Source organism: Sphingomonas sp. S2M10, assembly GCF_012650175.1.
Lineage (GTDB): Bacteria > Pseudomonadota > Alphaproteobacteria > Sphingomonadales > Sphingomonadaceae > Sphingomonas.
In genome coordinates this window covers 74,477-94,715 of the sequence record NZ_JAAILI010000040.1, presented here as the reverse complement: position 1 = coordinate 94,715, position 20,239 = coordinate 74,477, and the positions used below count along the sequence as shown (strand labels likewise).

The 20,239-nt window shown below is 65.5% G+C and carries 23 protein-coding genes; 8 read left to right on the top strand and 15 right to left on the bottom strand.

All coding sequences use genetic code 11. The annotated features are described in order from the left end of the window. Positions 1–10 precede the first annotated feature (10 nt). The 11 genes from S2M10_RS09635 to S2M10_RS09585 all read right to left on the bottom strand — a co-directional run bounded on the left by S2M10_RS09635 (position 11) and on the right by S2M10_RS09585 (position 10,685). Positions 11–994: a xanthine dehydrogenase family protein subunit M gene (locus tag S2M10_RS09635; protein WP_168845844.1), complete on the bottom strand. Its 984-nt coding sequence runs from the start codon at positions 992–994 to the stop codon at positions 11–13. Continuing rightward, entirely contained in the window at positions 991–1,491 is a 501-nt protein-coding gene (locus tag S2M10_RS09630) for a 2Fe-2S iron-sulfur cluster-binding protein (protein WP_168845843.1), read from the bottom strand. Before S2M10_RS09630 ends, S2M10_RS09635 begins: the two co-directional genes overlap by 4 nt. Before the next feature lie 205 nt (positions 1,492–1,696). Continuing rightward, positions 1,697–2,635, bottom strand: coding sequence for a DUF808 domain-containing protein (locus S2M10_RS09625; RefSeq protein ID WP_168845842.1), 939 nt, complete (start codon positions 2,633–2,635; stop codon positions 1,697–1,699). A gap of 61 nt (positions 2,636–2,696) precedes the next feature. Further along, a complete protein-coding gene (upp, locus tag S2M10_RS09620) occupies positions 2,697–3,383 on the bottom strand; it encodes a uracil phosphoribosyltransferase (protein ID WP_168845841.1) in 687 nt (228 codons plus the stop codon). Between the two features lie 297 nt (positions 3,384–3,680). Continuing rightward, positions 3,681–4,883 carry an FAD-binding domain-containing protein gene (locus tag S2M10_RS09615; RefSeq protein WP_168845840.1) on the bottom strand — a complete coding sequence of 401 codons (1,203 nt, stop codon included), beginning with the start codon at positions 4,881–4,883 and terminating at the stop codon, positions 3,681–3,683. A 62-nt stretch (positions 4,884–4,945) separates the two neighbouring features. Next, positions 4,946–5,842, bottom strand: a complete 897-nt coding sequence (locus tag S2M10_RS09610) for a ParB/RepB/Spo0J family partition protein (RefSeq protein ID WP_168845839.1) — start codon at positions 5,840–5,842, stop codon at positions 4,946–4,948. Continuing rightward, positions 5,839–6,621 (bottom strand): ParA family protein, encoded by a 783-nt coding sequence (locus S2M10_RS09605; RefSeq protein WP_168845838.1) that lies wholly within the window; start codon positions 6,619–6,621, stop codon positions 5,839–5,841. The genes S2M10_RS09610 and S2M10_RS09605 overlap by 4 nt, the downstream gene beginning before the upstream one ends. Further along, the gene (locus S2M10_RS09600; protein ID WP_168845837.1) at positions 6,618–7,241 is read right to left on the bottom strand and encodes an RsmG family class I SAM-dependent methyltransferase; all 624 of its coding nucleotides are present in this window, start codon (positions 7,239–7,241) and stop codon (positions 6,618–6,620) included. Before S2M10_RS09600 ends, S2M10_RS09605 begins: the two co-directional genes overlap by 4 nt. Then, a complete protein-coding gene (gene mnmG, locus S2M10_RS09595; protein WP_168845836.1) occupies positions 7,238–9,073 on the bottom strand; it encodes a tRNA uridine-5-carboxymethylaminomethyl(34) synthesis enzyme MnmG in 1,836 nt (611 codons plus the stop codon). Before mnmG ends, S2M10_RS09600 begins: the two co-directional genes overlap by 4 nt. Positions 9,074–9,155: 82 nt before the next feature. After that, positions 9,156–10,439, bottom strand: a complete 1,284-nt coding sequence (mnmE, locus tag S2M10_RS09590; protein ID WP_168845835.1) for a tRNA uridine-5-carboxymethylaminomethyl(34) synthesis GTPase MnmE — start codon at positions 10,437–10,439, stop codon at positions 9,156–9,158. Between the two features lie 9 nt (positions 10,440–10,448). Beyond that, entirely contained in the window at positions 10,449–10,685 is a 237-nt protein-coding gene (locus S2M10_RS09585; RefSeq protein ID WP_168845834.1) for a DUF6489 family protein, read from the bottom strand. A gap of 52 nt (positions 10,686–10,737) precedes the next feature. Between S2M10_RS09585 and S2M10_RS09580 the strand changes: the two genes are divergently transcribed. Next, positions 10,738–11,217, top strand: a complete 480-nt coding sequence (locus S2M10_RS09580) for a methylated-DNA--[protein]-cysteine S-methyltransferase (protein WP_168845833.1) — start codon at positions 10,738–10,740, stop codon at positions 11,215–11,217. Then, the gene (locus S2M10_RS09575; RefSeq protein WP_168845832.1) at positions 11,214–11,909 is read left to right on the top strand and encodes a dienelactone hydrolase family protein; all 696 of its coding nucleotides are present in this window, start codon (positions 11,214–11,216) and stop codon (positions 11,907–11,909) included. The genes S2M10_RS09580 and S2M10_RS09575 overlap by 4 nt, the downstream gene beginning before the upstream one ends. 59 nt (positions 11,910–11,968) lie before the next feature. On the opposite strand, the gene S2M10_RS09570 is transcribed toward S2M10_RS09575, so the two are convergent. The 4 genes from S2M10_RS09570 to hemE form a co-directional block, all read right to left on the bottom strand. Next, a complete protein-coding gene (locus tag S2M10_RS09570) occupies positions 11,969–12,688 on the bottom strand; it encodes a YjbE family putative metal transport protein (protein WP_168845831.1) in 720 nt (239 codons plus the stop codon). Positions 12,689–12,823: 135 nt separating this feature from the next. Continuing rightward, complete coding sequence (gene rho, locus S2M10_RS09565) at positions 12,824–14,080, bottom strand: transcription termination factor Rho (RefSeq protein WP_010542711.1); 1,257 nt, start codon at positions 14,078–14,080, stop codon at positions 12,824–12,826. A gap of 176 nt (positions 14,081–14,256) precedes the next feature. Further along, positions 14,257–14,709: a CopD family protein gene (locus tag S2M10_RS09560; protein WP_168845830.1), complete on the bottom strand. Its 453-nt coding sequence runs from the start codon at positions 14,707–14,709 to the stop codon at positions 14,257–14,259. Beyond that, positions 14,706–15,737 (bottom strand): uroporphyrinogen decarboxylase, encoded by a 1,032-nt coding sequence (gene hemE / locus S2M10_RS09555; RefSeq protein WP_168845863.1) that lies wholly within the window; start codon positions 15,735–15,737, stop codon positions 14,706–14,708. Before hemE ends, S2M10_RS09560 begins: the two co-directional genes overlap by 4 nt. 302 nt (positions 15,738–16,039) lie before the next feature. Here hemE and S2M10_RS09550 point away from each other — a divergent pair, with 302 nt between their 5' ends. From S2M10_RS09550 to raiA, 6 genes are read left to right on the top strand one after another with little or no spacing between them, the layout of a single operon-like run. Next, positions 16,040–16,855: a pyruvate, water dikinase regulatory protein gene (locus tag S2M10_RS09550; RefSeq protein WP_211090965.1), complete on the top strand. Its 816-nt coding sequence runs from the start codon at positions 16,040–16,042 to the stop codon at positions 16,853–16,855. A 5-nt stretch (positions 16,856–16,860) separates the two neighbouring features. Next, positions 16,861–17,454 (top strand): nucleoside triphosphate pyrophosphatase, encoded by a 594-nt coding sequence (locus S2M10_RS09545; protein ID WP_211090960.1) that lies wholly within the window; start codon positions 16,861–16,863, stop codon positions 17,452–17,454. Then, complete coding sequence (gene aroE / locus S2M10_RS09540; RefSeq protein ID WP_168845828.1) at positions 17,451–18,260, top strand: shikimate dehydrogenase; 810 nt, start codon at positions 17,451–17,453, stop codon at positions 18,258–18,260. Before S2M10_RS09545 ends, aroE begins: the two co-directional genes overlap by 4 nt. Further along, positions 18,257–18,862, top strand: coding sequence for a dephospho-CoA kinase (gene coaE / locus S2M10_RS09535; protein WP_168845827.1), 606 nt, complete (start codon positions 18,257–18,259; stop codon positions 18,860–18,862). Before aroE ends, coaE begins: the two co-directional genes overlap by 4 nt. 7 nt (positions 18,863–18,869) lie before the next feature. Next, positions 18,870–19,580, top strand: a complete 711-nt coding sequence (gene dnaQ, locus S2M10_RS09530; RefSeq protein ID WP_168845826.1) for a DNA polymerase III subunit epsilon — start codon at positions 18,870–18,872, stop codon at positions 19,578–19,580. A 35-nt stretch (positions 19,581–19,615) separates the two neighbouring features. Then, positions 19,616–20,215, top strand: coding sequence for a ribosome-associated translation inhibitor RaiA (gene raiA, locus S2M10_RS09525; protein ID WP_168845825.1), 600 nt, complete (start codon positions 19,616–19,618; stop codon positions 20,213–20,215). Positions 20,216–20,239 lie beyond the last annotated feature (24 nt).

Below are 20,239 nucleotides of genomic sequence, written 5' to 3'. Positions count from 1 at the left end.
TACAGGCGAGTCACAGCGTACCTCCCGTCGCTTCGCGCAGCACGGCTTTCAGCGTGCGGCGGGTGAGCGGAATCTTGAAATCGTTGCTGCCCTGCCCCCTGGCTTCGTCGAGCAGCAGCGCGGCGGCCTGGTCGAACAGCGCGTCCGAAGGCGCCTCGCCTTCGAGCAGCGACTCCACGCGCGAATCGTGCCACGGCTTGTGCGCCAGCCCGCCAAAGGCGAGCCGCGCCCGGGCGATGACGCCGCCCTCGACATGGATCACCGCCGCCACCGAGACGAGCGCGAAGGCATAGGACGCGCGGTCGCGCACCTTGCGGTAGAGTTGCGTACCGCTCGCCGGCGCCGGCAGCACCACCCCGGTGATCACGTCGCCGGGTTCGAGGACATTGTCGCGCTCGGGCGTGTCGCCGGGCAGGCGATGGAAGTCGCGCACCGGCACCGTCCGCTTGTTATCCTTCTCATCGACGATCTCGACGGTCGCCTCGAGCGCTGACAGCGCCACCGCCATGTCGCCCGGATAGGTGGCGATACAGGCGTCGCTCGCGCCGAGGATGGCGTGAATCCGATTGAACCCGCCGATCGCCGCGCAGCCGCTGCCGGGTTCGCGCTTGTTGCACGCCTGGCTGAGGTCGGTGAAATAATAGCAGCGCGTCCGCTGGCAGAGATTGCCCCCGGTGGTCGCCTTGTTGCGCAGCTGGAAGGTGGCGCCCGCGAGAATCGCGCGGGCGAGCACCGGATATTGCCCACGGATGCGCGGATCGGCGGCGCAGGCGCTGTTCGATACCAACGCGCCGATGTGCAGCCCCGCGCCATGCGGCTCGATCCCGCCCAGCGGCAGCCGGTTGACGTCGACCAGCGCGGTCGGCGTCTCCACCTCCAGCTTCATCAGGTCGAGCAGGTTGGTGCCGCCGGCGATCGGCTTGGCGCCGTCCGCGACGAGCAGCTGGTGCGCTTCGCCCAGCCCGTGCGGGCGCTGATAGTCGAACGGCTTCATGCCTGCGCCTCCGCCACTTCCGAAATCGCCGCGACGATGTTCGAATAGGCCCCGCAGCGGCAGAGATTGCCGCTCATCCGCTCGCGGATCTCCGCCTCGGAGAGCCTGGGGCTACCGGCGAGATCGTCGCTGACGACGCTGGTCCAGCCCGCCGCGATCTCGTCTAGCATCGCCTTGGCCGAGCAGATCTGGCCGGGCGTGCAATAGCCGCACTGATAGCCGTCGTGGCGGACGAACGCCGCCTGCAGCGGGTGCGGCGCGTCGGGCGTGCCGAGGCCTTCGATCGTGGTGACGCTGTCGCCGTCGTGCATCACCGCGAGGGTGAGGCAGCTGTTGATGCGCTGGCCGTTGAGCAGCACCGTGCAGGCGCCGCACTGGCCATGATCGCACCCCTTCTTGGTGCCGGTGAGGCCGGCATCGCGGCGGAGAAAATCGAGCAGACTGGTGCGTGGATCGACGTCGAGCTGGTGTTCGACGCCGTTGATGGTGATGGGCATGCGGGCCTCCCTGGTCAGGGGGCGAACGCGCGGGGGTCGGGATCGGTCCCGATCTGCTGCAAGATCCTCCCCTGCAAGGGGAGGTGGCGCGCGCGGCGCGACGGAGGGGTGTCGACGCTGGTGTGGAGGACCTCTCCTTCGACGGAGATACCCCTCCCCCACAGCTTCGTTGCGGTCCCTCTCCCCTCCGGGGGAAACAGTCCGTTCAATGCCCCTTGCGCGGGATCAGGTGGAGCAGTCCCGCAATCACGCCGCCCACGATCAGCCCCGCCACCGCGGAACCCAGCGCATAGACCAGCCATTCAACCGCGCCACCCAGCGCGCCCGTCGCCGCGCCGGCGCCCTCTGACGCATGATGCAACGCGTGCGGGACCGCGCCGAACCCGAACTCCTCCAGCCCGTGCAGCAGGATGCCGCCGCCGACCCAGGCCATCGCTGCTACCCCGATATGCGACAGCGCGGTGAGCAATATCGGCATCGCCTTGACCAGCCCGCGACCTAGCCCCGCGACGGCGCCGGTCGCCCCGTTGCGGCTGAGATGCAGCCCGATATCGTCCATCTTCACAATGAGCGCTACGACACCATAGACGCCGATGGTAATCGCGAATGCCACCAGCACCAGCGCCACCGCTCGCGTCAGGAAGGACATATCGGCGGGCAGCTGCGACAGCGAGATGACCATGATCTCGGCCGACAGGATCAGATCGGTACGGATCGCCCCCAGAACCTGCCTTTTTTCCAGCGCTTTGACATCGGTGATCGCCCGCACCTCGTCGCCGTGATGCTTGCCCAGCAGCGCTTCCAGGATCTTTTCCGCGGCTTCGAAGCAAAGATAGGTGCCACCCAGCATCAGGATAGGGGTAAGCGCCCACGGGGCGAAGGCGCTGAGGAGAAGCGCGATCGGGAGAATCACCAGAAGCTTGTTGGCGATTGAGCCGAGCGCGATCTTGCCGATGATCGGCAGTTCTCGGTTCGGGCTGAGACCGACCACGTAGCGTGGCGTAACCGCGGTATCATCAATGACGACACCGGCGGCTTTGGCACCGGCCCTGCCCGCCGCCCCGGCCACGTCGTCGAGCGAAGCTGCTGCCAGCTTCGCCAGCGCCGCGATATCGTCCAGCAATGCGACCAGGCCACCCGCCATCTATTCCCCCTTCTCTTTCGTTCGCGCTAGCTGAGATGAAGCGGAAATGCACGCGCCAGCGTTAGGCTCCGTCGCGCGATCCTTGTGCATCTTCAATGTGGCTGGTGCCAAACGCCCTGTCCCCCGCGTCACCGAGACCGGGGACGATATAGCTTTGTCCGTCCAGCAGAGGATCGAGCCCGGCCGTCCAGATTGGTACATCCGGATGGGCTGTGCGAACCGCTGCAGCCCCTGGCCGGGCCGCTAGCAGGCAGACGAAGCGCAGGTCGCGCGCGCCTGCTGCTTTCAGACGATCGAGTGCGGCGATAGCGCTGTTGCCGGTGGCCAGCATCGGGTCGACCAACATGACCGGGCGGTCGGCGATGTCCGCGGGCGCCTTGAAATAATATTCAATGGCTGCAAGCGTCGCCGGGTCGCGATACAGGCCAAGGTGCGCGATCGCCGCTTCCGGAAGCAGATCCAGCAGACCGTCGGCCATGGCGAGTCCCGCGCGCAATACGGGGACGATCACCGGAGGCGCGCCTACCAGCACAGGCGCATTCATCGTCGCGATGGGGGTGTGTATCGGTTGGAGTGCGAGCGGAAGATCGGCAAAGGCGGCAGCCCCAAGCAGCGCTGCCACAGAGCGTAACTCGGCACGAAAGCGCTCGGGCGGCGTGCCCCGGTCGCGCAATTGGGTAAGGCGGTGCTGGACCAGCGGATGGGTGACGATCGTCAGCCCCGCAATTTCGTCTCGGGATGCGTGCATGCAATCTTGGTGCGCGATACATAGCGAGGATGCAAGGAGATGCGGTTGGACGGCGGCGGCAAAGGTAGTCTGGCCACTTCTTTTCCACGAGGTGTACCCTTCCCGACCGTCGAATCGTCCTACTGTGCTGGGCAGAGCGCGTTTGGGCTCAAGGCAAGATGGGCTATCAGGCAAGGCCGCTTAGCGAACATTCTCGCGGAAGCTCTGCCGCTTTTCGGTCAGCGCTGCTCGCATGTCGCGACCGCTTCCGACTTCGGCCCTCCGCGTTTACCCTAGCTTTACCAAATAGAGGCTAGATTACTCTTCGCTGCTACCGATGCCTGCTGCGGCGAGCAGCATGGGTATGGACTTGGCAAAGGCGAAATAGCCCTTGCGACAGAGCGGCCAAGCTCGCTCGTCCCAACTTCGCCGATATTCTGTAATCCGCAGTACGGACATCGCGCGATGTTCGGCGAGAGCATCGGCGGTAGGCCCGACCGCCGCATATCCCGTCACGATCTGGGTTAGACTTTGCGTGTTCGCTAGCGCGGCGACGTCGCCCAAATCGTCTAGCCAGGCGGCGGGGACCTGCCAGTGGCTCGACGCGCGCTGCAGACCGTCCGCGACTGCGGCAATGTCTGCGGCCCCGTGGCAATGGCTGCGGCACGCTACAACCCTTGCAACAGGAAGCGCATCAAGTGCCGATTGTGTCTCCAGCGAAAGATCCTCGGGTGTCAACAACAGCAGTGTGGGTGCACGAAGATCGATAGGGGTAGGCGGGAGCAGATCCCGTGTCTCAATGACAGATGTTTCACGTGGAACATGCGCTTGTGTCGCTAGACCCTGTGGGTTGAACCGCCCCCCCGTTTGTCTTTGAATGCGCTGAGCGTCGGCGAGGTAATATTTCCCGGCAGTCTGCAACCCAGCAACCCAGCGCCAGGAAAGCGTATTGGATGCAGGGTCAGCATCCACCAGATGCGTGAGCGTAAATGCCGCTCCCAATTCCCAGGGGAGCCCTAGGGTGAAAACCCATATGGATGCAAATTGCATCCGAGCCCAATTGTGCAAATAGCCGGTGTCGCAGAGCTCCTGTACCCAGCCATCGAACGCGTCGATGCCGGTTCGCCCCGCCACGGCACGCGCATATCCCGCCGGGATCTTGTCGAGATAATAGGCGCATGCCTGTTGCCATGTACGCCAAACCGTTGGGTGCTGTTCCAGCCATCCTTTCCAATAGGTGCGCCAGAACAGCTCCTGGAGAAACTTCGCAGCAGCATCGGATCCATGAGCGGTTACGACTGCGCGCGCCACCTCTTCCTCGCTGATCAGCCGCCGACGCAGCGAAGCCGAAAGGCGAGAGACCGCCTGATGCCGACCAGGCCCTGCATCCTGGCCGCGCCGTTCGGCGTAGGTTCGGCCAGCCTCAGGCACGAAGGCGGCGAGACGTTCCAGCGCCGCAGTGCGTGACAGCGGGAAGTCGAAGGACAGGGTTGATGCCCGATCTTGTGCGAAGAGCAGCATGGCACAAAGTTGCCATGTGATTGCAGAAGGTCAACCCTGCCACAAAGGACAGAGGAACCAGATCAGATGCGTTCTCCGCTCAATCTTTGGCAGACCATGTCAAGTTGATCGAGCGTCGAATATTGAACCGTGAGCGTGCCGCCTTTTTCCGCATGGCCGATACGGACGTGCAGGCCAAGCACATCACCCAGATGCCGCTCCAGGGCCGCAATATCGGGGTCGAGCTCCGTGCGGCCTTCGACGGATTTCCGCTTGGGCGCGGGTTTGGCGGTGCGTGCCAGCTTCTCCGTGTCTCGTACCGATAGTCCCTTGGCAACAACCTCCTGCGCCAGTTTTTCGGCATCCGGCGCGCCAATCAGTGCCCGCGCATGCCCCATCTCCAGCGAGCGATCCACGACCATTTCACGGACCGGCTCCGGAAGATCGAGCAGACGGAGCAGATTGGCAATGTGGCTGCGCGACTTGTGGACGATCTTGCCCAGCGCTTCCTGGGTATGCCCGAACTCCCGGATCAGGCGGGCATAGCCCTCCGCTTCTTCGATCGCGTTGAGGTCCTGACGCTGAATGTTCTCGATCAGCGCGATCTCGAGCGTCTCGGCGTCGTTCAGTTCCCGGACGATCACCGGCACTTCATGCAGCCGTGCCCGCTGCGCGGCACGCCACCGCCGCTCGCCGGCGACGATTTGGAAGCTCTGCCCATGCGGGCGCACGAAGATCGGCTGGATCAGGCCGCGCGTCCGAATCGACTCGGCCAGCGTGTCCAGAGCTTCCTCATCGAAGTGGCGGCGCGGCTGGTTCGGATCAGCGACCAGCGAGCTGATCGGCAGCATCCGTACCCCGGAGCTGCTCGTCGGGTTGCCCTTGATCGGCTCCTCGGCAAGGCTGTCCCCCAGCAATGCGGAAAGCCCGCGGCCAAGACCGGGGCGAGGCTTGCGGGCGGCGGCGGGAGAATCGGTCATGCGGCCTTCTGGAGCTTGGGGAGTCGATCAATCACTTCGCGCGCCAGCGCGATATAGGCTTCGGAGCCGGCACAGCGATGGTCATAGATCAGCGCCGGCACGCCATGGCTCGGCGCTTCCGAGAGGCGAACGTTGCGCGGGATCACGGTATTAAACACCACGCGCCCCAGTACCGCCCGCACGTCTTCCGAAACCTGATCGGTCAGCCGGTTGCGGCGATCATACATGGTCAGCGCGACGCCAAGAATCGACAGACCGGGATTGAACCGGGTGCGGATCCGCTCGACCGTATTGAGCAGCTGGCTGAGGCCCTCGAGTGCGAAGAATTCGCACTGGAGCGGCACGAGCAAGGCATGCGCCGCCACCATAGCATTGACCGTCAACAGGCCCAGAGACGGCGGGCAATCGACGAGGATCACATCCCACCGCTCGGCATGGTGGCGCTTGATCGCGGCATCGAGCCGGTGCGTGCGCGCCTCGAACTCGATCAGCTCGATCTCGGCGCCGGACAGGTCCTGCGTCGCCGGTACCACGTCCAGCCCGGGCACGCTGGTCGGCACCGCAACGTCTTCCAGATCTGCGTCGGACACGAGCAGATCATAGCTGGAATGCTCGCGGTCACCACGCCCGATGCCTAGCCCGGTCGACGCGTTCCCTTGCGGATCGAAGTCAATCAGCAGCACACGCTGGCCAGTGGCGGCGAGCGCGGTGCCGACATTGATGGCGGTGGTGGTCTTGCCCACCCCGCCCTTCTGATTGGCGATCGTGATGGTGATCATCTGGCGCCTATCTGTGTTGCGACCACGATGCCCGAGTCCGGCTGCGTGATGCTGGGTTCCACGTGAAACCGACCTTGCCATTTCGCGCGCGCGGCATCCACCTCCGATTGTGCACTGCGCCCTTTGGGGAGCAACCAGACTGTGGACAAATCCGTGCAGTGGACTGTGGACAACATCAACGCCGACAGTTCGGCGACCGCCCGCGCGGAAACGACCGCGACCGGAAGCGCCGGTCGAAACGACTCAACCTTGCTACCGATCACGGTGACGCGATCGGCAATGCCGAGCCGCTCGGCGGCGTCGCGCAGGAACAGCACGCGCTTTGCTCGTGGCTCAACCAACACGACCACGCGATCCGTGAGCAACGCGGCAACGAGACCAGGAAGCCCCGCCCCGCTCCCGACGTCAAGCCAGGCCCCCTGCGGCGCACCCTCCGACAGCGGAACCAGCTGCGCCGAATCCGTCAGATGACGAGACCACAGGCTTTCCAACGTAGAGCGGGCAATCAGATTCTGATGCTCGGCCTCGGTCGTCAGGATCGAACCAAATGTAGCAAGCTGTGTTTCACGTGAAACACCGTATCGTTCGCGAACCCAGAGGCGGGCTTCCGCTTCTGTCATGCGACGACCTTTCGTGCGTGTAGAAGGATCGCCGACAAAGCCGCCGGGGTGATCCCACGGATCCGCGCAGCCGCACCCAATGTTTCCGGTGTCGCCGTCGAAAGCCGTTCTACCATTTCGTTGGAGAGCCCTGGGATCGACGCATAGTCGAGACCAGGGTGCAGGCGTACCGCATCGTTCGTCCGAAGCTGTGCCACCTCGGCGTCCTGACGCTCCAGATAGGGGGCATAGCGGGCGTCCTCAACATATTCGGCAAGCAACTCCGGATCAGCCTCCGGCGTCACGTCGAGCACGTGCGCGATCTCGACACCCGGAAATCGCAGCCACTCCCGCGCGGGGCGACGCGCGCCATCCTGTGCAACCGGGGCGCCTTGCTGGTTGAGCTGGTGCGCGGTTCGCTCCACGGCGAACAGCGCGTCCAGCTGGGCCCGACCCGCTTCACGCGCTTGCAGCCGCGCGCGCCGCTCGGTCCCCAGGAGACCAAGCACGTCGGCGATCGCGCCCAGCCTGGTTTCTGCATTATGGGCGCGCAGCCGCAGCCGGAACTCCGCACGCGCGGTCAGCATCCGATAGGGCTCGGTCACGCCCTGCAGCACCAGATCGTCGATCATCACCCCCAGATAGGACGTAGCGCGATCCAGCACCAAGGGCACTGCCTCCAGGGCCAAAGCGGCCGCATTGGCGCCGGCGACGAGCCCCTGCCCGCCCGCCTCCTCATAGCCGGTCGTGCCATTGATCTGGCCCGCGAAGAACAGGCCGGGGATCAACGGCAACGCGAGCGTGGAATCGAGTGCGCGCGGATCGATATAGTCATATTCCACCGCATAGCCGGGCACCGTGATAGTCGCGTCTTCCAGCCCGGGGATCGACGCGATCATCGCCGCCTGGACATCTACAGGCAGCGAAGTCGACAGCCCGTTCGGATATATCCAGTGATGATCCAGCGCTTCCGGCTCTAGGAATATCTGGTGCCCGTCGCGGTCACCGAACCGATGCACCTTGTCTTCGATCGACGGGCAGTAGCGCGGCCCCTGCGCCTCGATCGCGCCAGTAAACAGCGGCGATCGATCGAGCCCGCGACGGATCGCATCATGCGTGGCCTGCGTGGTGCGCGTGACGGCACAGTGCAGCTGCGGCAGCGGGCGTGCCGCTACCATCGGCGACATGGTCCAGGGCTCTTCGTCTGAAGGCTGCGTCTCAGTTCGCGCCCAGTCGATTGTCCGTCCGTCGAGACGCGGTGGCGTGCCCGTCTTCAGCCTTCCCATCGGCAACGCCAACTCGCGCAGTTGCGCGGCGAGCCTAAGTGCCGAGGCTTCGCCCACCCGGCCGCCATCGAACCGCTCTTCGCCACGGAACAGCCGACCACCTAGGAAAGTGCCGGTCGCCAGCACGACGGCGGCTGCGGCGAGCACCGTGCCGTCGCGAAGCTGCACGCCGGCGATGCGGCTGCCCTCCAGCATCAATGCTTCGGCTTCCCCGGCGATGACGGTCAGGCCTTCCTGTACCCGCAGCATGGCCTGGATCGCAGCCGCATAGCGTCCACGATCGGCCTGTACCCGCGGCCCTTGCACGGCCGTGCCCTTTGACCGGTTGAGCATGCGATAATGGATGCCGGCAGCATCGGCCGCCCGCGCCATCAAGCCGTCAAGCGCGTCGATTTCGCGGACTAGATGGCCCTTGCCGAGACCACCGATTGCCGGGTTGCACGACATCGCGCCAAGCTTGGTCAGATCGAAGCTGAGCAATGCCGTGCGGGCGCCGCGGCGCGCGGCCGCCGCAGCCGCCTCCGTGCCGGCATGGCCGCCACCGATCACGATCACATCGAATTGCATGGGGCCGCTAAACGCCTTCGCGAGCAGATTGTCCAGAGCACGTGCGGCGGAACGGTCAAACGAGTGTTCCACGTGAAACACTTTATTTACCGATGCAGAACTTCCCGAACAGCGCGTCCAACACATCTTCGACGCCAGCGCGCCCGGTGATCGCATCCAGCGCGCGTCGAGCAGCGCGAAGTTCCTCCGCGAAAAGGAGCGGGTTGTCGAGGACCGCCGCTCGCGCCAGCGCATCCGCCGCCGCAACGCACCACCCCCGTTGCCGTGCATTCAACGCCACAAGATCCGGAGGCGGCAGCAGCGATGCCGCCGCCTCCGACATGCGCTGCCAGAGCTGTTCGAGCCCTGTGCCGTGGCGAACCGAAACCACCACTTGATTGATCTGCGCTGGCGAACGCCCCTCGGCGTCGGCGCGTGCATGTACCCACAGCGCACAGGCATGCGGCGGCGGCGGGTCGTCCCCCAGCCACAGCAGCAGATCGGCCTCCGCCACGGCATCGCGCGCCCGCGCCACACCGATTGCCTCAATGGGATCCTCGGTATGCTCCGCAAGCCCTGCCGTGTCGATCAGCAGCCATGCGAGACCTGCCCGCACCACGGGCACTTCGATCCGATCACGCGTCGTCCCCGCGATCGGAGAAACGATCGCCGCCTCGCGTTCGGCAAGTGCGTTGAACAGCGTCGACTTGCCCGCGTTGGGCGGACCGCCCAGCACCACCCGCAACCCGTCGCGCAGCCGCTCCACCGGCGGGCGCGCCGCCACCGCCGCAATATCCTGACCAAGCGCCGCCGCGGCGACACGAAGGTCCGGGAGCGGATCTAGCCCCACAACATCATCCTCGTCGGCATGATCGAGCTCGGCCTCAATCCGCGCTGCAATGCCGAGCAGCCTTATCGTCCAGTCCTCGGCATGTTGCCGCACCGCCCCACCTGCGGTGCGGATCGCCGCGCGCCGCTGGCCTTCGGTCTCCGCCGTCAGCAGGTCGCCCAGCCCCTCCGCCTCACTCAGATCGAGCCGACCATGAAGCAGGGCGCGGCGGGTGAACTCACCTGCTTCCGCTGCCCGCAAGTGCGGCAACGCCGACAGTGCGGCTTCCACCGCGCGAACGACGGCCCTACCGCCATGAAGGTGGAGTTCGGCGAGATCCTCGCCCGTGGCCGACCCTGGACCCGGGAAGCACAGCACCAGCGCGTGGTCCAGCACCTCGCCCGCCGCATCTCGAAGCGTTCGCAGCACAGCGCGGCGCGGAGGAGGAATCTCTCCCGCGAGCGCGCGCACCGAATCAAATGCCTGGGTTCCGCTGATCCGCATGACGGCGATCGCCGCCGGCGGCGCACCGCTGGAAACCGCGAAGATCGTATCCATGCGGGTGCGTCAGCTCCCCGGCTTCTTGGTCGCCGCATCGAACAGACCGCGCCAGAAATTCATGCCCGCCTCACCCATCGGCGCCCAGCTGCGCATCATCTGCTCGAAGCCTTCCGGCGTGCCGTGGCTCTCAATCGCCTTGACCATCAGCTGTACATAGCGATCATGCACCGGGGTAAGGTCCGGCAAGCCCATGGCGCGGCGCGCTTCTTCCGGCGTGCACTCGACTTCGACATTGATCTTCATGAGCTTCCTTCCGCGCTTGAGCGCATCCCCGGCCCCCTGCTAGGCCATGCTCATGTATGCGCGCGACCATGCCCTGATCGCAACGCCCATCGGCCCTATCCGGATCGAAGGCACGGAAGGGCATTTGGAGCGGATCAGCATCGGCGCGGAAGGCGCGCCGGCTCGCGGCAGCAGCCCGGCCGTGCGCGCGGCCGTCGAACAGCTCGCCCAATGGTTCTCCGGTGAGCGGCGCCATTTCGACCTGCGACTGGCGCCAACCGCCACTGTGCGCGGTGCTATCCTTCGGGATGGCCTGATCGCCGTGCCGTTCGGGAAGACCATCAGCTATAGCGAGCTGTCTCGCGCGTTGGGTTCCAGCGCGCGGGCGATCGGGCAGCTCTGTGCGCGTAATCCCTTTCCGCTGGTGGTGCCCTGCCACCGTGTGCTGAATCAAGATGGTGGGCTCGGCGCCTACTCCGCCGGGCATGGCCCGATGACCAAATCCTGGCTGCTCGATCATGAGCGGCGCTTAACCGGAGAGTATCTGCTATGAGCACCCTGACGATCGACGCGCTGGACGAGAGCGGCAGCTTCTCCGCCTTTGTCGCGCGTCCTGAAGGCACCCCGCGCGCGGCAATCATCGTGATCCAGGAAATCTTCGGCGTGAACGAAGGCATCCGCCAGAAGTGCGAAGACTTCGCACGCGAGGGCTATCTGGCAATTGCGCCGGACTTGTTCTGGCGCTTGGGCCCGGGCATCGAACTCGATGCCGATGTTCCGGAGGAGATGCAGCAGGCATTCGACCTGTTCGGCAAGTTCGACCAGGACAAGGGCATTGCCGACATCGAATCGACGATCCAGGTCGCGCGCGCCGAGCTGGGCGGCGGCAAGGTAGGTGCGGTCGGCTTCTGCCTGGGCGGCCGCTTGGCCTATATGACTGCAACACGTACCGACATCGATGCGAGCGTCGGCTATTATGCGGTGGGGATCGACGGGCTGCTGGGCGAGAAGCACGCAATCGCCAAGCCGCTGATGCTGCACATCCCGGTCGCAGATCATTTCGTCTCGCCCGAGGTGCAGGCCAAGATGCACGAAGGGCTGGATGATCATCCCAAGGTGACGCTGTACGACTATCCGGGCGAGGATCACGGCTTCGCCGCGGAATTGGGCAAGCGCCGGTCCGAAGAAGCCGCGCAGCTCGCCGACAAGCGCACGGCCGATTTCTTCGCCGAGCATCTCGGCTGATCACTCTTCCCGCTCCCGCCCCGCTTCCGTTCGGAAGCGCGCGGGAGCGGATTAACGGCTCAGAACAGGCTGGTGAGCCCCGCCGTCTCGGCAGTGCCGACCCAGCCTTCATAGATCATCTTGCACGCGACGAAGACGATCACCGCAAGGCCGATATAGGCGATCCAGCGATGGCGATCGATCAGCTTCGCGATCAGATTCGCCGCGAGCCCCATCAGCAATACCGACAGCAGCAGCCCGACCACGAGAATGCCCGGGTGCTCGCGCGCCGCGCCGGCGACCGCCAGCACATTGTCGAGGCTCATCGAGACATCGGCGACGGCAACCGCCCAGGCGGCCCCCGCAAAGCTGCGTGCCGAGCGCACGCCCGAGCGTTCGTCGCCCTCGATCTCCGCCGAGCCTGCGCTCTCGCCGCCGTGACGGATCTCGCGCCAGAATTTCCAGCTTACCCAGAGCAGCAGCAGGCCGCCCGCGAAGATCAGCCCGACGATCCCCATCAGCCAGCTGACCACCAGTGCGAAGGCGATGCGCAGCACCAGCGCCGCGCCGATACCGATCAGGATCACCTTCTTGCGCTGCTCTGCCGGCAACCCCGCCGCCAGCGCGCCGACGACGATCGCATTGTCGCCGGCCAGCACCAGGTCGATCATCAGTACCGATCCGAACGCGGCGAGTGCCGCCGGGTCGCCGAGGTTGGAGAAATCGGCCACGATGTGCTGCCAGATGTCGAGCGGGGAGCCGATGCCGCCCGCCGCGGCGCTGAGAAGAAGATCGATCATGCGGAAACCCTAGCGCTCTGATCGGCGTACGCAACGCCTACGCATGCCCGCCGCGAGACGTTCCCTGCACCCGAACGCAAAAAGGCCGGGCACCCTGCCCGGCCTTGCCAAATCCACGAACGGGAAGCGTTCGCGTTACTGGTTCATGCTGTCGAAGAAGTCTTCGTTGGTCTTCGAATCCTTCATCTTGTCGAGCAGGAATTCCATCGCATCGACGGTGCCCATCTGCATCAGGATGCGGCGCAGCACCCACATCTTGGTGAGCTTGGCCTTTTCGACCAGCAGCTCTTCCTTGCGGGTGCCCGACTTGCCGACGTCGAGCGCCGGGAAGATGCGCTTGTCCGCCACCTTGCGGTCGAGGACGATTTCCGAGTTGCCGGTGCCCTTGAACTCTTCGAAGATCACTTCGTCCATGCGGCTGCCGGTATCGATCAGCGCGGTGGCGATGATCGAGAGCGAGCCGCCTTCCTCGATGTTGCGCGCGGCACCGAAGAAGCGCTTCGGGCGCTGCAGGGCGTTGGCGTCGACACCGCCGGTCAGCACCTTGCCCGAGCTCGGCACCACGGTGTTGTAGGCGCGGCCGAGGCGGGTGATCGAGTCGAGCAGGATCACCACGTCCTTCTTGTGCTCGACCAGGCGCTTGGCCTTTTCGATGACCATTTCGGCGACCTGCACGTGGCGGGTGGCGGGCTCGTCGAAGGTCGAGCTGATCACTTCGCCCTTCACCGAACGCTGCATGTCGGTGACTTCCTCCGGGCGCTCGTCGATGAGCAGCACGATCAGGAAGACTTCCGGATGGTTGTCGGTGATCGCCTTGGCGATGTTCTGCAGCAGCACCGTCTTGCCGACGCGCGGCGGGGCGACGATCAGCGCGCGCTGGCCCTTGCCCTGCGGGGCGACGATGTCGATCACGCGGGCCGACTTGTCCTTGACCGTCGGGTCGAGCGTGTCGAGGCGGAGCTTCTGCTCGGGATAGAGCGGGGTGAGGTTGTCGAAGTTGACGCGGTGGCGCACCGCATCGGGATCGTCGAAATTGACCTTCACCAGCTTGGTGAGGGCGAAATAGCGTTCGCCGTCCTTTGGCCCGCGGATCTCGCCCTCGACCGTGTCGCCGGTACGCAGGCCGAACTTTCGGACCTGGTTGGGGCTGACATAGATGTCGTCGGGGCCGGCGAGATAATTGGCCTCGGGCGAGCGCAGGAAGCCGAAGCCGTCGGGCAGCACTTCGATCGTGCCTTCGCCCATGATCTGGTCACCCTGTTCGGCCTGGGCCTTGAGGATGGCGAAGAGCAGGTCCTGCTTGCGCAGCGTCGACGCGCTCTCGACGCCCAGTGCCTCGGCCATGGTGACCAGCTCGGCGGGGGCGGTTTTCTTGAGGTCCTTGAGATGCATGGAAGGTCCGGAAATTCTAAGGGGGAGAGCGTCGATCGGCGAAGGGTGCGCGCAGGAGTCGATGCTTGGAGGAAGGATGCACCGGGGTTCGGTACACGCCTGCAAAATTAGGTAGCGGGTGGCCCCAAGTCAACTGCGATTCGGCGCAGATCTACCCCGCCGAATCGCGGTAATTCTCAGAACGGCTTCACCTCGGCGAGAATGACGATGAAGACAAGCGCCAGCGCCGGCACTTCGTTGAGGAAGCGCAGCGTGCGGGTGGCGATGGGCGCCTCCCCGCGCGCCAGCTTCTTCCCATAGCCCACCGCCCAGCCATGATAGCCGCTGAGCAGCACCACGAGCAGCAGCTTGGCATGCAGCCAGCCGATCCCCGCCTGCCCGTCGAACAGCCCGATATTGGCCGACAGCGCCAGTCCGAACGCCCAGACGATCACCATAGAGGGCGTGAGGATCATCCGCTTGAGCATCGCCTCGCGCTTCGCCCAGGCCGCCGCCTCGGGCGTGCCGAGCGCCTCCTGATGGTGGATCAGGTAGCGCGGGAACAGGAACAGCCCCGCCATCCAGAACACCACGAAAATAACGTGGAACGCCTTCACCCAAAGATAGGCACTGCCCAGCCAGCCGATCATGCTGCCATCCCCCGCACGCGGGCCAGCAGCTGCTCGACATGCGCGATCGGCGTGTCGGGCAGGATGCCATGCCCTAAGTTGAACACATGCGGCCGCTCCGGGAAGGCCGCGAGGATCCGGTCGATCGCGCTGTCGAGCACCGCGCCGCCGGTGATCAGCGCCAGCGGATCGAGATTGCCCTGCACCGGCAGCCCTTCCGGCAGCACCGCGTTCGCCCATTCGGGATCGACTGTTTCGTCGAGTCCGATCGCATCGACTCCGGTTTCGCGGGCATAGGCGGCGAGCTTGCCCCCTGCCCCTTTCGGGAATCCGATCACGGGCACCAAATCCCGAACCGCGGCCGCGATCCGGGCGTTGGGGGCGATCACCCAGCGTTCAAACTGGGCGGGGCTGAGGCTGCCCGACCAGCTGTCGAACAGCTGCACCGCCTCGACGCCCGCTTCGGCCTGGGCGCGCAGATAGGCGATGGTCTGGTCGGCGATGCGATCGACCAGCGCCTGCATCAGGCCCTCATCGCGGTAGGCGAGCCGGCGCGCCTCAGCCTGCTCGCGGCTGCCTTGACCCGCGATCATGTACGTCGCCACGGTCCAGGGAGAGCCCGCAAAGCCCAGAAAGGTGGTCTGGGGGTCCAGGGACGCCTTCACCCGTCGAATCGTGCCGTAGATGGGCTCCAGGACGCTGGAATCGGCATCGAAGCCGTCGAGCACGTCGCGCGCCGTCACCGTCGGGGCGAGTCTGGGGCCTTCGCCGGTCTCAAACCAGAGCTGCTGGCCGAGCGCCATCGGCACCACCAGGATGTCGGAAAACAGGATCGCGCCGTCCATGCCGAAGCGGCGGATCGGCTGCAGCGTGATCTCCGCGGCGGACTCGGAGTCCATCGCGAGGGCGAGGAATCCGCCCTTCTCGGCACGGAGCGCGCGATATTCGGGCAGGTACCGACCGGCCTGGCGCATGAGCCAGACGGGCGGAACGGGCTGGCGAGTCCCTTGCAGGGTCGCGAGCAGCGGCTTGGAAGCGCGAAGAGTCAGAGCCGGGATCCCACTACTAGAAGATTCGATTCTCAGGATGTTGGAGTCTGTTGGCCGGTGAAAGCCGGGGCTTATGGCGATGTGAGTCACTTGCCAACAATTTGACTCCTGTCGCCATACGGGAACGCCCGGATTCGGGAAATCTGTCCACAAGACTCACAGGCTGTGCATGGAAAGCATAGGTTGGGGATGCGGCTGTGGACGAATCACGCGGTGAATCGCGGACTCGGGCGGGTTGGCCGGGTGCCGCGGTTACGCTACCGCTTGTTCGTCATGTTATGCACAGATCGCTCCCCAGCCTGATGCGGCTGCACCTGCACCTGCTCTCGGATTCCACCGGCGAGACGCTGGAAAACATCGCCAAGGCGGCGCTGGCGCAGTTCGACGATGTCGAGCCGCGGCGGCATTTCTGGCCGATGGTGCGCAGCGAGGCGCATCTGGAGCGCATCCTGCAGGAGATTGCGCAGAACCCGGGGCTGGTGATCTATACGCTGGTCAATCGCGACATCCGTCGCATGCTCGAGACGCGGTGCCGCGCGCTGGGCCTGCCGGCGATCGCGCCGCTCGACCAGGTGAGCCATGCGCTGTCCAACCTGCTCGGTCAGGAAGCCAAGGCGCGGCCGGGGCGCCAGCACATGCTGGACGCGGCCTATTTCGCCCGCGTCGACGCGATCCAGTTCACCATCGCCCATGATGACGGCATCGGCTGGGAGGATTGGGAGGAAAGCGACATCCTGCTTGCCGGGGTCTCGCGCTCGTCCAAGACGCCGACCTCGATCTATCTCGCCAATCGCGGCTACAAGGTGTCGAACATTCCGATCGTGGTCGAATCGCCGCCGCCGGCCAAGCTGTTCCAGCTCCAGCGGCCGCTGATTGTCGGGCTGACGACGAGCGCCGATCGGCTGGTGCAGATCCGCCGTAACCGGCTGCTCTCGCTTAACCAGGCGCCGGAGACAGACTATGTCGACCAGGAAGCGGTGCAGCGCGAGATCGCCTTCGCTAGGCGAATGTTCGCCGACAATGGCTGGCCGGTGATCGACGTCACCCGCCGCTCGATCGAGGAAACCGCGGCCGCGATCATTCAGCTTTGCAACGACCGCGCGATGGAACGCCGATAATGCCCATGCTCGTTCTTGCGTCCCAGAGCGCCTCCCGCCGCGCAATGCTCGATGCAGCGGGCGTGGCGCACGAGGCGCTGCCGGCGCTGGTGGACGAAGCCAGCGCAAAGGAGTCGCTGCTTGCGGAAGGCGTCAGCCCTCGCGACCTCGCCGACGCGCTTGCCGAGCTGAAGGCGCTCAAGGTCTCGCGCATGGCGCCGCAGGCGCTGGTGCTGGGCGGCGATTCTCTCGTCGCCCTCGACGACGGCAGCCTGCTCGACAAGCCCGAAAGCCGTGATCAAGCGCGCGACCATCTCCAGCGCATGTCGGGCAAGACCCACGATATCTTCAGCGCGGCGGTGATCGCGGAGGGCGGACGGCCGGTGTGGCGGCATGTCGATCGTGCGCGGTTGCATGTCCGCCCCCTGAGCGACTCCTTCATCGAATCGTATATCGATGTGGAATGGCCCGCCATCGCCGGCTGCGTCGGCTGCTTCCGGATCGAAGGTCCGGGCGTGCAGCTCTTCCACCGCACCGAGGGCAGCCATTTCACCATTCTCGGCATGCCGTTGCTGCCGATCCTCGACTATCTGCGCACCCGGGGAGTGATGCCCAAGTGACTTGCTATGCCGAGGTGATCGGCGATCCGATCGCCCATTCCAAATCGCCGATCATCCATAAATTCTGGCTCGATGCGCTCGGGATCGAAGGCGATTATCGCCGAACTCAAGTGCTGGGCGACGATCTCGCCACTTATTTCGCCCAGGCGAAGGACGACGCCGATTGGCGCGGCTGCAACGTCACCATTCCGCACAAGCTGGCGGTGATGGACCTGGTCGGCGATCCCGGCGGTGTGCGCGGCACGATCGGCGCGATGAACACGGTGATTCGCGGCGAGGACGGTGCGCTGATCGGCACCAACACCGATGCCGGCGGCTTCTTCTCGCCGATTGCCGGGCTCGAGCTGGAAGGCCGCCATGCCGTGGTTGTCGGCGCCGGCGGCGGTGCCCGCGCGGTGCTGTTCGCGCTGTCGCGCGTAGGCATCGGCCGGGTGACGATCCTCAACCGCAACGTGCTCAAGGGGGCTGCCTTGCTTTCCAGCTTCGGCGTGAAGGGCGATGCACTGCCGATCGGCGCGACGCTGCCGCCTGCCGACCTGCTGGTGAACGCCAGCCCGCTCGGCATGGCCGGTCAGCCGCCGCTCGACCTGGATCTCGATCCGCTGCCCGAACATGCGGTGGTGTACGATATCGTATACGCTCCGCTCGAGACGCCGCTGCTCGCCCAGGCGCGGGCTCGCGAGCTGGACACGGTCGACGGGCTCGAGATGCTGGTCGGCCAGGCCGCGCTCGCCTTCGAGCTCTTCTTCGGCGCCGAGCCCCCGCGCGAGCGCGACGAGGAACTGCGCGCGCTGCTCACCGCATGAGCAAGCGGCCGATCGTGCTCGGGCTCACTGGCTCGATCGGCATGGGCAAGTCGACCGTTGCGGCGATGTTCGCCGCCGACGGCGTGCCGGTGTTCGATGCCGACGCAACCGTCCACCAGCTTCAGGGCCCGAACGGGACGGCGGTGGCCGCGATCGAAGCCGAATTCCCGGACACGACCACCGAACTCGGCGTGAATCGCACGCTGCTGCGCGAGGCGGTGATGGCCGACCCCACCGCCTTCGCCCGACTCGAAGCGATTCTGCACCCCGCCGTGGCGGAAGCGCGCGAGTCGTTCCTCGCCACGTATGCAGACTCGCCGCTGGTCGTCCTTGACGTACCATTGCTGTTCGAGGCCGGCGGCTGGCGGCATGTCGACAAGATCGCCGTCGTCTCCGCATCGCCCGAGGTGCAGCGCGAACGCGTCCTTGCCCGCCCCGGTATGACCGCGGACCGCTTGGACGCCATCCTCGCGCGCCAGATGCCCGATGCCGAAAAGCGCGCCCGCGCCGATTTCGTGATCCCTACCGGCGAAGGCCTTCAGGTTACGGAAGATTGCGTACGCAAGGTGATCGCTTGCCTCGCGCCGCCTGCGGGTGGATAAGCGCTCCATGCGGGAAATCGTGTTTGACACCGAAACGACGGGACTCAGTTTCTCAGGCGGGGATCGCCTCGTCGAAATCGGCTGTGTCGAGCTGGTGAACCGGGTTGCCACCGGCAACCATTTCCACGCCTATATCAATCCGCAGCGGCCGATGCCGGTGGAGGCGTTCAACGTCCACGGCCTGTCCGAACGTTTCCTGTCCGACAAGCCGCTGTTCGAGGACGTCGTCGAGGATCTGCTGGCGTTTATCGGCGACGCGCCGCTGGTCGCGCACAATGCCGGGTTCGACTTCAGCTTCTTAAACGGCGAGCTGGGCCGCTGCAGCCGTCCGATCATCGACCTCAGCCGGATGGTCGACACGCTGGTGCTCGCGCGCACCCGCCATCCGGGCGCCAAGCACACGCTGGACGCGCTGTGCAGCCGCTACGGCATCGATCTCAGCGCGCGGACGCTGCACGGCGCGTTGCTCGACGCGCAGCTGCTGGCGCAGGTCTATGTCGAGCTCACCGGCGGGCGCCAGATCACGCTGGGCCTGGCCGAGGAGGTGCCGGTAATGCCGGAGACCATCGCCGAGGCGCCGACTCGGGTACATATCCGGCCGGCGCGGCGGTTCACCGCGAGTGCGGTGGAACTTGAACGGCACGCAGCGTTTCTGAAGTCCCTGGACGAGCCGCTATGGGGTGTTCCCACAATCGACGCGGTTCCGGCGCACCCCTAGGTCGCTCGTCCTTAATTGCGAAGTGGAGGTACATTATGGATATCCGGATCTCGGGGCATCAGGTCGATACGGGCGCAGCGCTCAAGACGCAGGTGACGGATCGGGTCCAGGGTATCGCCGACAAATATTTCTCCCGCGCCATCTCCTCGCAGATCACCTTCGGCAAGGGCCCGCACGACAACGGCTTTACCTGCGACATCGTGATGCACGTGACGCAGGGCCTGGTGCTCAAGGCGACCAACAGCGGCATGGAAGCGCATGGCGCGTTCGACGGCGCGGCGGACCGTATCGACAAGCAGCTGCGGCGCTATGTCCGACGCCTCAAGGACCGACGCCCGACCGAGGTGATCGCGCTGGCCGAAGGCGGCGCCTACGACAATGGCTTCGACAATGCCGGCTATACCTTGTTCCAGGAAACGCGTGAGGAAGAGGAAGTCGCCGACGCGCCGCTGGTGATCGCGGAGACTCGTGTCGACGTCCCCGACGCCACCGTTTCGGACGCAGTAATGATGCTCGACTTGCGCAATACCAACGCGCTTCTGTTCCGCAACAGCGGCACGGGCGCCTATAATATGGTCTATCGCCGCGGCGACGGGACGATCGGCTGGGTTGAGCCCAACCGCGCACCGGCGTAAGGCGCCGGTTTGCCGGCGGGCAGC